Here is an 11,914-nt window from a genome sequence, read left to right on the forward strand (position 1 = left end):
AGGCGACGAGGAGAGGGGGCGAGGGGCAGGGTGATCACGCCGGAACGACTGGGATCCGAGCGCTTTCGGGAAGACTACGGGCTGCGGGCTGCCTACGTTGCCGGCGCCATGGTCAAGGGCATCGCCTCGACCGCGCTGGTGATCCGCATGGCGCGGGCCGGCTTCCTGTCGTTCTTCGGCTCGGGCGGCCTGCGCCTGGCGGAGATCGAGGCCGCGATCCTGCAGATCCAGCAGGCCCTCCCGGGCGGCGCGCCCTACGGCGTCAACCTGCTGGCCGACCCCTCGCGGCCCGAGGAGGAGAGGGCGCTGGTCGACCTGCTGCTGCGGCACGGCGTGCGCAACCTCGAGGCCTCGGCCTTCATGCAGGTCAGCCCGGCGCTCGTGCAGTTCCGCCTGACCGGCCTGGCGACGGACGCCCAGGGCCGGCTGAGCGTGCCGAACCGCGTGATCGCCAAGATCTCGCGGCCCGAGGTCGCGGCCTCCTTCCTGTCGCCGGCGCCGCGGGCGATGGTCGAGCGGCTGCTCGCCGAGGGCCGGATCTCCGAGCAGGAAGCGGCCCTGGCCGAGCGCCTGCCGGTCGCCTCCGACCTCAACGTCGAGGCCGATTCCGGCGGCCACACCGACGGCGGCGTGACCTCGGTCCTGCTGCCGGCGATCCTGCGCCTGCGCGACCGGTTGCAGGAGGAGCGGGGCTACGAGACGCCGGTGCGGGTCGGCACCTCGGGCGGCATCGGCACGCCGGAGGCCGCGGCCTGCGCCTTCCTGCTCGGCGCCGACTTCCTCGGCACCGGCTCGATCAACCAGTGCAGCGTCGAGGCCGGCACCAGCGAGGCGGTCAAGGAGATGCTGCAGGAGATCGGCGTCCAGGATACTGCCTACGCCCCGGCCGGCGACATGTTCGAGCTGGGCTCGAAGATCCAGGTCATGAGGAAGGGCGTCTTCTTCCCGGCCAAGGCCAACCGGCTCTACGACCTCTGGCGCAGCCACGCCTCCTTCGAGGCGATCGAGGCGCCGGTGCGCAGGGAGATCCAGGACAAGTACTTCAAGCGCAGCTTCGAGGAGGTCTTCCGGGAAACCCGGGCCCACTACATGACGGCCTTTCCCGAGCAGATCGAGCGCGCCGAGCGCAATCCCAAGGCGATGATGGCGCTGGTCTTCCGCTGGTACTTCGTCCACACCATGCGCCTCGCCCTGGCGGGCGACAGCGCCCAGCGGGTCGATTTCCAGGTCCATACCGGCCCGGCGCTCGGCGCCTTCAACCAGTGGGTCAAGGGCTCGGCCCTGGAGGACTGGCGCAATCGCCATGTCGATGCCGTCGCCGAACACCTGCTGCAGGCCTGCGCCGACTACATGAACCAGCGGTTCCGGGCCTTCGCCTGACGACCGCCACACCCTTACCTGCAAGCCCGCCGCAGAGAGACGAAAGCAGAAGATGGATACCCACGGACCCGACCTGAAGGCGCAGCTGAAGCAGCGGCTGTTCGACGGCATCTCGGCGCACATCGACGCGATCGGCCACGTGCCCGCCGACCTCGCGAGGCTGGCCGGCGACGCCCCGCTCGGCGGGCTGGGCCCGCGGCCCGAGCCGGCATCGGACGGGCGGGAGCAGGTCGCCGCGGCGGACGGCCCCGACAGCGGCCGCCTCGCGGTCGCGGTCAACCGCCATTACGACGACACCTTCTACAGCCGCGACGGCATCATGGGCTTGCTGCTCGGCGAAACGCAGTACCGCAACATCGGCTACTGGGACGCCTCGACGAAGACGCAGCACCAGGCCAGCGAGCGGCTGCAGGACGCGCTGCTCGCTCTCCTCCCGGAGAAGACCGGCCGGATCCTCGACGTCGCCTGCGGCCTGGGCGCCTCGACCCGGCGCCTGCTCGACCACTACAGGCCGGAGGACGTCTGGGCGATCAACATCTCGGAAAAGCAGATCGAGACGACCCGGGCCAACGCGCCCGGCTGCAACGCCCAGGTCATGAACGCCGTCGAGATGAGCTTCCGGGACGGCTTCTTCGATGCCGTCCTCTGCATCGAAGCCGCCTTCCACTTCGAGACGCGGCGGCGCTTCCTCGAGGAAGCCTACCGGGTGCTTGCCCCCGGCGGCCACCTCGTCCTGTCGGACGTGCTCTTCACCTCCCGCGAGCGGCTGGCGCAGTACCCGGTCTTCCCGAGCCCGGAAAACCACCTGGAGAGCGTGGAGGAGTATCGGGCGCTGCTGTCCGAGGTCGGCTTCCACGAGATCCACGTCGAGGACGCCAGGGACGAGATCTGGCGCGCGCACTTCCTCCACGTCGTCGAGCGGCTGCACGAGGAGTTCGGCGACGGCCGGCTCGACCTCGTGCGGCTAACGGACGCGCTGTGGACCTACTATCACCTCGACGCGATCACCGGTCCTTGCCTGCTGGTCGGCGCGCGCAAGTAGCCGGCGCCGGCGGCGAGGTCACAGCCTCAGCTTCTCGGCCTCGGGGATCGCGGTCACGTCGACCGGGTGGGGATAGCGGTGGACGACGCCCTCCTGCATGTCGAGCAGGAAGTTGTTGACCGGCGTGCCGTGCAGCTTCTGCCTGAGGCGGATCCGGGCGTCGTAGAGCGGGAACATGCGGATCACGTAGACCTCGCGGTCGACCTGCTCGTTCTTCCAGCGCTCGGCGGCGTGGAAGTTCTTGTTGTTGAACATCAGCACCCGGCCGCGGCCCTCCTCGGTGCGCCGGAAGTCCCCGGCGTACTGCTTCTTGGCCAGCGGGATGACGCCCTTGTAGAGGGTCATCAGGTCCTGGTGCGGCTTGCTCCTGATGAAGGCCGCCATCTGCCTGGCGGTGATCCTGTCGGGGTCGACGTAGCCCTTCTCGTCCAGGCACTCGGGGATCTGCGAGAAGTGCTCGTAGAGCAGCTTCAGCAGCACGTTGCCCGCGACCTTCAGCTTGCTTTCCGGCAGCACCGAGAGGCGCCCGCCGTTGTCGTCGTCGAGGTCGACCAGCGGGATGTAGAGGCTGAGGTCGTTCTCGGTCTCGTAGAAGTGATGAAAGTTCGGCAGGTCGGTGTGGATGCCGGCCGCCGGCGAGCGGTGGCTGTTGCGCAGGTACATGTCGTAGGAGGCGACGATGTAGCGGGTCTCGAAGAGACGCTGAAAGTCCTGCTTCATGAGCTGGGCCAGCACCTTCTCCATGCAGGCCTGGTCGCAATAGACCGCCTTGCTGTAGGCCTTGTCGTAGAAGCGCTTCACCAGTTTCTTGGCGGCCCCCGGAAAGGTATTGAAGACGAAACCAAGGACGGCGCCTTCCAGATAGGCCTGATGCTGGTTGTCGACGAAGAATTTTGGGAAGTCGTTGTGACCGAGCGCCTTCGTCAGGTAGTGCTCCTTGATTTCCTCGACCAGATCTTCTTCCAGAGAAATGCCGGTTTCTACAAAGCCGTTGGCCTGATGCTCGCTGAAATAGGGATCTTTGAGAATGCCGAGCATTGAGCTCCCCCGAGGTATGACGGCTTCCGGACGGATCTCGGAGTGTAGGCAAGCCGCCGAAAGGGCGCCATACGAATGTCCGATCGCGCGCCTGCGCGGGCGACTTTCCGCTGGAGGGCGGGGAGGCCCCACCCTATGCTGCGGCGGTCGCTCATGCTGCATGCTCGAGGGGGGCCTTACGATGCAGACTGCCGAACCCGAAGTGGTCGCCACGCTCTACGATTCGCCCGAGGGGCAGTTCGGGCCGACCCTGTTCGGCGGGCACCTGCACTGGGGTTACTGGGACGCCGAGACCGCCGGAGCCAGCTTCGCCGCCGCCGCCGACCGCTTGGCCGAGATCATGATCGAGCGGATCCGGATCGGACCGGGACAGCGCTTCGTCGACCTCGGCTGCGGTGTCGGCCAGCCGGCCGCGAAGCTCGCGCGCGCCACGGGCTGCCAGGTCGACGGCATCACGATCAGCGGCTCGCAGCAGCGGGCCGCGACGGCCATGGCCGAGGCCGAGGGGCTCCAGGACCGCCTGCGGTTCTTCCACGGCAGCGCCCTGGAGATTCCTGCCGAGGACGCCAGCTACGACGGCGGCTGGTTCTTCGAATCGATCTTCCACATGGGCCACCGGGCGGCGCTTCTGGAAGCCGCGCGCGTGCTCAAGCCGGGCGCGACGCTGCTGCTGACCGACCTGCCGACGCTGCCGACCACGAGCGACGAGTTCAGGGATTTCGTCCAGGAGCACATCCATTCCGTCTTCGTCGCCAAGGAGGACTATCCGGCCCTGATGGCGGAAGCCGGTTTCGAGCTCGTCGAGATCGAGGACATTTCGGAGAACGTCATGCCCTGGCTGGTGCCCAAGCTGACGGAAGCGCTCGAAGAGCATCGGGGCACGCTCGTCGAAATGTTCGGCGAGGAAACCGAGAAGATGATCGAGAACTGGATCTTTCTCTTCGAGTACATGAGCGAGAATCTCGGCTACATGGTCGTGACCGCGAGGAAGAAATAGCTTGCCCGGTCGCGCCGAGACGGGGGCGGGGCGCCCGGCGCCGGATCGCGTGAAGACGTCGGGCCCTGCGGTGCGCGTCGCCGGCGACCGGGGCTGAGGCGGAGAGGCCGCCCGGGCTGCTGATGGACACGGCACGCGAACTCAGAGAGATCGAGGCTGCGCTCTTGAAGGCGGGTGCCGGCGCGTCGGAGCCGTCTTCGGGCGTCGGCGGTCCGGCGCCGATGCCCGAGGCCGACGGCCGGCCGGAGCCGATCGCGATCGTCGGCCTGTCCGGCTATTTTCCGATGTGCGACACGCTGGACGCCTTCTGGCAGGCGCTCGACCGCGACGACTGCCTGATCGAGGAGATCCCGCCGAGCCGCTTCGACTGGCGCACGGCGGGCGAGGGTCGGAGCCGCTGGGGCGGCTTCATCCCGGACATCGCCGGCTTCGACCCGGCCTTCTTCGGCATCGCGCCGGGCGAGGCGGCGACCCTGGACCCGCGCCAGCGGCTGCTGTTGATGTCGGCCTACCAGACCCTGGCCGACGCCGGCCATTCGCCGCGCGCCCTGAAGCGCAGCAGGACCGGCGTCTTCGTCGCGGTCCAGGACAACGAGTACCTGGAGCTGCTGCGGGCGGCCGGCCACGACACCGGCGAGTGGTACGCCCAGTCCTGCCTGCTGGCCAACCGCCTATCCTATTTCTTCGACTTCCGGGGCGCCAGCGAGATCGTCGACGCCCAGTGCCCCGGCGCCGCCGTGGCGATCCACCGCGCGGTCTCGGCCCTGCGCAGCGGCGAGATCGAGCAGGCGCTGGTCGGCGCCGCCAACCTGCTGATCCGCCCCGAGCCCTTCGCGCTGCTGTCCGAGGCCGGGCAGCTGAGCCCGACCGACAGCGTCGCCTCCTTCGGCCGCGAGGCCCGCGGCCACCTGCGCGCCGAATGCGTCGCGACGCTGCTGCTGAAGCCGCTCTCCCGGGCGCTCGCCGACGGCGACCACGTCCACGCGCTGATCCGCGGCAGCGCCGTCAACTACAACGGCCAGGGCGGCGCCTCGATCGCCGCCCCCAACGTCGAGAGCCATGCCGAGCTGGTCCGGACCTGCTACCGCCAGGCCGGCATCGACCCGCGCCAGGTTCGCTACATCGAGGCCCAGGGCATGGGCAATGCCCTGGCCGACCTGGTCGAGTGGCAGGCCTTCAACCGCGCGCTCCGGGACCTGGCGCGCGAGCGGGAGGTCACGCTGGAGCCGGGCGCCTGCCGGATCGGCACGCTCAAGCCGACCATGGGCCACGGTGAGTCCGCCTCGGCCCTGGCCGCGCTCTTCAAGATCGTGCGCAGCCTCGAGACCGGCGTCATCCACAAGGTGCTGAACTTCGCCGAGCACCACCCGGACCTGGAGCGCGAGGGCCAGCCCTGCACCATCGCCACCGAGACCGCGCCCTGGCCGCGCACCGCCGGCCCGCGCCTGGCCGGGCTCCACGCCTACGGCATGGGCGGCATCAACGCCCACCTGCTGATCGAGGAGTTCACCGGCGCGGGGCAGGAGGCCCGGCGCGGCGCTCCCGAGGGCCCCGTGCTGATCGTCCTCTCCGCCAAGAGCGAGACGGCGCTGGCGGCCCTGGCCCGCGGACTTCACGACGACCTCGACGATGCCCCGGAAGGCGAGGCGACCTCGATCGCCGCCCGGCGGCCGCCGCCCTCCCTGGCCGACATCGCCTACACCCTGCAGGTCGGGCGCGAGGAGCTCGAGCGGCGCCTCGCCTGGGTCGTCGGCTCGCGTGAAGAGTTGCGGCGCGCTCTCGCGGCCTGGCTCGAGGGAGCGCCGGCGGGGGGCGGGGTGCCGGTCTTCCAGGGTAGCTCCTCCGAGGCCGCCACGGCGGCGCCGGCCGCCGGCGCCGACCTCGCCGCGCTGGCGGCATACTGGGTCGCGGGCGGCGCCCTCGACTGGTCCGCGCTCCACGACCCGGGCGCCCGCCGGGTCCGCCTGCCGGTCTACCCCTTCGACCGGCAGCGCTACTGGATCGAGCCCGCGGCGCATGCCCCAGCCGAAGAGCGGCCGGCCGAGCCGGGAGAGGACGGCGCGCGGCGCATCCGCGAGCGGCTGGTGGCGCGGCTGGCCGAGGCGCTGGACACCCCGGCCGGCGCCATCGACCCCGGCCGCCACCTCTACGACTTCGGCATCGATTCCCTGCTCGGCATGAAGCTGCTGCGCGGGCTCGCGCGCGACTTCGGCATCGCCGTCCAGGCGCGGGACCTGGTCGAGCACCCGACCATCGAGGCCCTGGCGCGCCACCTCGGGCGGCAGCTCGACGGGCCGACGGCGCCGGGCGAGGCCGTCCCACCCGTCCCGGAGCGGCCGGCGCCCGCGCGGCGCTGCCCGCTCTCCGAGGGGCAGAAGGGCCTCTGGTCCCTGCAGCAGCTCGACCCCGCCATGGGCGCCTACAACATCCCGCTCTGCTTCCACCTCGCCGGCCCGCTCGACCTCGCGGCGCTCGAGCAGGCCTTCCGCGCGCTGCCCGACCGTCATCCGCTGCTCGGCAGCCGTCTGCTCGAGGAGGACGGCGTCCTGCTGCGCGAGGCGCGGCCCGAGCCGCTGCCGGCGATCGAGCGGCACGAGGCGGCGGGGCTCGGCGCGGAGGCGCTGCTCGCCCGCATCAAGGCCCGCGCCAAGGCGCCCTTCGACCTGGAGGCCGGGCCGCTGGCGCGGCTCGAGGTCTTCAGCCGCGCGCCGGAGGACCACCACCTCCTGCTGACGCTGCACCACCTGGTCTTCGACGGCGGCTCCTTCCTGCCGGTCTGCCGCAGCCTGTTCGGCCATTACCGCGAGATCCTGCAGGGGTTGCCGCCGGCGCCGGCTGCCGAGGCCGATGACTACGCCGACTTCGTCGCCTGGGAGCAGGCGCTGCTGGCCGGCCCCGAGGGCGAGGCGCACCGCGCCTACTGGCGCGAGCAACTGGCGGGCAGCCCGCCGGCGACGGCGCTGCCGACGGACTTTCCGCGCGCCGCCGCCCGGCGCTTCGAGGGGCAGACCCATCGCGTCCGCCTCGACCCCGCCCTGAGCCGGCGCCTCCGCGCCTTCGCGCGCGAGCGGCGGATGACCCTCTCGACCGTCTTCCTGGGGCTCTTCGCGGTCGTGCTTCAGCGCTGGACGGGACAGGACGACCTGATCGTCGGCATGCCCGACCGGGGTCGTTCCGAGGAGCGCTTCGAGACGGCGGTCGGCTACTTCGTCAACATGCTGCCGCTGCGCGCGCGCAACCTCGGCGCCGGGTCCTTCGAAGAGCTTCTGCGCGCGCTGCAGCTGACCCTGGCCGACGCGCTCGATCATGCCGCCTATCCCTTCGCGGCCCTGGTCCGGGACCTGGGCCTGGCACCCTCGGAGGCGCTGGCGCCGGTCTTCCAGGTCGCCTTCGAGTACCAGAACGCCTTCTCGGGCGGCGACCTGCCGGCCTTCGCGCGCGAGCTCGGCGAGCCGCTCTCGCTGGCCCTGGTCGAGGAGGTTGCGCAGGAGGGCGAGTACGAGCTGGTGCTGGAGGTTCGCGAGGGCGCCGAGGACTTCGCGCTGAACCTGAAGTTCAACCCCAGCCTGTTCCTGCCCGCGACCGTCGAGGCCCTGGCCGGGCACCTGGTGGCGGCGGCCGGCCAGGCCGTCGCCGATCCGGCACGCCGGCCCGGCGACTTCGACCTGCTCGGCGCGGCCGAGCGGACCCTGCTGCTCGAGACCTGGAACGACAGCGCGGCGGCGTACCCCGAGCTCCGCTTCCACCAGCTGTTCGAGGAGCAGGCGCGGCTGCGGCCCCAGGCCCTCGCCGTCGTCTGCGGCGAACGGCAGCTGACCTATGCCGAGCTCGACGCCGAGAGCGCGCGCCTGGCGGCCCGGCTGCGCCGGCTCGCGCTGCCGCCTGAGCCGCTCGTCGCGGTCTGCCTGGAGCGCTCGCTCGACCTGCCGGTGGCACTCCTGGCCGTCGCCAGGGCGGGGGCGGCCTGGTTGCCGCTCGACCCCGGCTTCCCGGACGAGCGCCTGGGTTTCATGCTGCAGGACAGCGGCGCACGGGCGGTGCTGACGCACTCGAGCCTGGCGCCGAAGCTGCGGCGGATCGCGGAGCAGGCGGGGATCCCCGACCTGCCCATGCTCTGCCTGGACGAGCCCGCCGCGCAGGAGGAGCTTGCCGCCCGGCCCGAGGCCGCCCTGGCGGCGAAGCCGGAGGACCTCGCTCCCGGGGACCTTGCCTACGTCATCTACACCTCGGGCAGCACCGGCCGGCCCAAGGGCGTCATGGTCGAGCACCGCGCGCTGACCAACTTCCTGGCCGCCATGGCCGAGCGGCCCGGCCTCGGCCCCGACGACCGCCTGCTGGCGGTGACGACGCCGGCCTTCGACATCTCCGCGCTGGAGCTGCTGCTGCCGCTGGTGCGGGGCGGCCTCTGCTGCCTCTGCCCGGCCGAGCGGCTCAAGGATCCCGACCTGCTGCGCCAGGAGATCCGGCGGCTGCGGCCGACCGTGATGCAGGCGACGCCCTCGACCTGGTCGCTGCTGTTCCACGGCGGCTGGCGCAACGAGGAGGGCGTGCGGATCCTGTGCGGCGGCGAGCCGCTGCCGCAGGACCTCAGGCAGCAGTTCCTCGACAGCGGCAGCGAGGCCTGGAACCTCTTCGGGCCGACCGAGACGACGATCTGGTCGACCGTCGCCAAGGTCGCCGGAGCGGGCGCCGAGGCGGCGCCGCTCAGCATCGGCCGGCCGATCGCCAACACCCAGGTCTACATCCTGGACCGCGAGGGGCGCCTGGCGCCGCGCGGCGCCGCCGGCGAGCTCTGCATCGGCGGCGAGGGCCTCGCCCGCGGCTACCTGAACCGGCCGGCGCTCACCGCCGAGCGCTTCCTCGCCAACCCCTTCGTGCCGGGCGCGCGGCTCTACCGCACCGGCGATCTCGCGCGCTGGCGCGCCGACGGGTTGCTCGAGCACCTCGGGCGGCTCGACCACCAGGTCAAGATTCGCGGCCATCGCATCGAGCTGGAGGAAATCGAAAGCCGCCTCGACCGCCACGCGGCGGTGCGCCAGAGCGTGGTCGTCGCCCGCGAGGCGGAAGGCGGCCGGCAGCTCGTCGCCTACCTCGTGGCGCAGCCTGGCCGGCCCGCGCCGGCCGCGTCCGAGCTGAAGCGCCACCTGGCCGAGCAGCTGCCCGACTACATGCTGCCGGCGCACTTCGTCGCCCTGCCGGCGCTGCCCCTGACCGCCAACGGCAAGACCGACCGCCTGGCGCTGGCTCGGCGGGAGCCGGCGGCGCAGGAAGAGGCGGCCGCCGCGCTGCCCCGCTCCGCGGTCGAGCGGGAGGTGCTGGAGATCTGGCGGGCACTGCTCGGCGTCGGCCCGATCGGGGTCGCCGACGGTTTCTTCGAGCGCGGCGGCGATTCGGTGAGCGCCGTGATCCTGGCCCGCCGCATCGCCGAGCGCTTCGAGGTCCGCTTCCGCGCGCCCGACCTGTTCCGCCATCCGAGCGTGCGCGACATCGCCCGCTACGTGACCGAGGCCCGGCGCGCCGAGGCGCTGCTGCCCGCCGCGCAGCCGGCGGCGCCGGTCTCCGCGATGGCGGATGCGCCGGAGAGCGGGCCGCAGGCGGCGGCCTGGCCGGACTACTACCGCGACAGCCTGGCCATCGTCGGCTTGTCGTGCCACCTGCCGGGCGCCCGGACCCCGGCGGAGTTCTGGGACAACCTGCGCCACGGCCGGGAGAGCGCGACACGCCTCTCCCCCGAGGAGTTGCGCCGGGCCGGCGTGCCCGAGGCGCTGCTCGCGGACCCGAACTTCCTGCCGCTGCAGTACAGCATGGAGGGCAAGGAGCTCTTCGACCCGGCCTTCTTCAACATCTCCCAGAAGAACGCCGTCTTTATGGACCCGCAGTTCCGGATGCTGCTGCAGCATTCCTGGCAGGCCATCGAGGACGCCGGCTATGCGCCGGAAGGGCTCGCCGACACGGCGGTCTTCATGTCGGCCAGCAGCGGCTTCTACAGGACCCTGCTGCACAACTCCGGCAGCGTCGGGCAGGCCGATGCCTACGCGGCCTGGATCGCCGGGCAGGCCGGCACGATCCCGACCATGATCTCCTACCAGCTCGGGCTGAAGGGCCCGAGCCTGGCGGTCCACTCGAACTGCTCCTCCTCGCTCGTCGGGCTCTATCTGGCCCAGCAGGCGCTCCGCTCCGGCGAGGCGCGCGCGGCCCTGGTCGGCGGTGCGACGCTGTTCCCGGTGCCGGGGGCGGGTCACCTGCACCTGCCGGGCATGAACTTCTCCAGCGACGGCCATTGCCGGGCCTTCGACGCCGCGGCCGACGGCCTGGTCGGCGGCGAGGGCGTCGTCGTGGTCCTGGTCAAGCGCGCGCTCGACGCCATCGAGGACGGCGACCACCTCTACGCCCTGCTGCGCGGCGTCGCCGTCAACAACGACGGCGCCGACAAGGCGGGCTTCTACGCACCCAGCGTCGCCGGTCAGGCCGCCGTCATCGACAAGGTGCTGCAGGCGACCGGCGTCGACCCGGCGAGCATCGGCTACGTCGAGGCCCACGGCACCGGCACGCGCCTCGGCGATCCGGTCGAGGTGATGGCGCTCGACGAGGCCTACCGGCGCCACACGGACGGCCGGCAGTTCTGCGGCCTGGGCTCGGTCAAGCCGAACATCGGGCACCTGGATTCGGTCGCCGGCCTGGCCGGCCTCGCCAAGGTCGCGCTCAGCCTCGGCCACGCCGAGATCCCGCCCTCGATCAACTTCGCGACCCCCAATCCCGAGATCGACTTCGCGGCGACCGCCTTCCGTGTCGTCGACCGCCTGTCCGACTGGCCGGCCGGCAGCGCGCCGCGCCGCGCCGCACTCTCCTCCTTCGGCATCGGCGGCACCAACGCCCACGCCGTCCTGGAGGAGTTCCGGCCGCCCGAGCGTGTCGCGGATAGTGAGGTGCCGGGCGCCCAGCTCGTCCTCCTCTCCGCGCGCACCGAGGAGCAGCTGCAGGCCCAGGCGAGCCGGCTGCTGGCGCACCTGCGGGACGCCGGCCCGGCTGCCCCGAGGCTGGAGGATGTCGCCTACACCCTGCAGGTCGGGCGCAAGGCCATGGCCTGGCGGCTGGCGCTCGAGGTCGCGAGCCTCGGGGAGCTGGTCGGCAAGCTGGAGGGCCTCCTGGCCGGCGCCGCCCCGGAAGGCCTCTGGCGCGGGCAAGTCGGCGAGGGCCTGCTCGAGGATGCCGGGGAGGCCGCGGAGCTGGTGGCGCAGTCGCTGGCGCGCGGCCGGCTCGACAAGGTGGCGCGAGCCTGGGTCGGCGGTCTCGAGATCGACTGGCCGCTGCTGCACCGGGGCATGCGGCGTCGCGTCAGCCTGCCGACCTATCCCTTCGCAGAGGAGCGCTACTGGGTCGAGACCGCGCCCGCGCCGGAGCCTGACGAGAGCGCGGGCGCGGCCTTGCACCGGCACGCGCGCGTGACGGCCGCGCAC

At 71.9% G+C, this 11,914-nt stretch carries 5 protein-coding genes; 4 read left to right on the forward strand and 1 reads right to left on the reverse strand.

Going from position 1 to position 11,914, the window contains the following annotated elements; genetic code table 11:
- Window positions 1-30 precede the first annotated feature (30 nt).
- A complete protein-coding gene (locus WD341_RS13955) occupies window positions 31-1,380 on the forward strand; it encodes a PfaD family polyunsaturated fatty acid/polyketide biosynthesis protein (RefSeq protein WP_368426077.1) in 1,350 nt (449 codons plus the stop codon).
- A gap of 52 nt (window positions 1,381-1,432) precedes the next feature.
- Entirely contained in the window at window positions 1,433-2,422 is a 990-nt protein-coding gene (locus WD341_RS13960; RefSeq protein WP_368426078.1) for a methyltransferase domain-containing protein, read from the forward strand.
- Window positions 2,423-2,440: 18 nt separating this feature from the next.
- Here WD341_RS13960 and WD341_RS13965 read toward each other — a convergent pair whose 3' ends face one another.
- On the reverse strand, window positions 2,441-3,460 hold the full coding sequence (locus tag WD341_RS13965; RefSeq protein ID WP_368426079.1) for a hypothetical protein: 1,020 nt from the start codon (window positions 3,458-3,460) through the stop codon (window positions 2,441-2,443).
- A gap of 181 nt (window positions 3,461-3,641) precedes the next feature.
- On the opposite strand from WD341_RS13965, the gene WD341_RS13970 reads away from it, so the two are divergent.
- Together WD341_RS13970 and WD341_RS13975 are read left to right on the forward strand one after the other, a co-directional pair.
- Window positions 3,642-4,457 carry a cyclopropane-fatty-acyl-phospholipid synthase family protein gene (locus tag WD341_RS13970; protein WP_368426080.1) on the forward strand — a complete coding sequence of 272 codons (816 nt, stop codon included), beginning with the start codon at window positions 3,642-3,644 and terminating at the stop codon, window positions 4,455-4,457.
- Window positions 4,458-4,678: 221 nt separating this feature from the next.
- Window positions 4,679-11,914: amino acid adenylation domain-containing protein (locus WD341_RS13975; RefSeq protein ID WP_368426081.1), on the forward strand; the 7,236-nt coding region annotated here is incomplete at its 3' end.

Source organism: Tistlia sp. (assembly GCF_040905785.1).
Lineage (GTDB): Bacteria > Pseudomonadota > Alphaproteobacteria > Kiloniellales > DSM-21159 > Tistlia.

Excerpts from the sequence above, each read along its gene's own strand:
- WD341_RS13960 (WP_368426078.1), top strand. The coding sequence starts at position 1,433 with ATGGATACCCACGGACCCGACCTGAAGGCGCAGCTGAAGCAGCGGCTG.
- WD341_RS13965 (WP_368426079.1), bottom strand. The coding sequence starts at position 3,460 with ATGCTCGGCATTCTCAAAGATCCCTATTTCAGCGAGCATCAGGCCAAC.
- WD341_RS13970 (WP_368426080.1), top strand. The coding sequence starts at position 3,642 with ATGCAGACTGCCGAACCCGAAGTGGTCGCCACGCTCTACGATTCGCCC.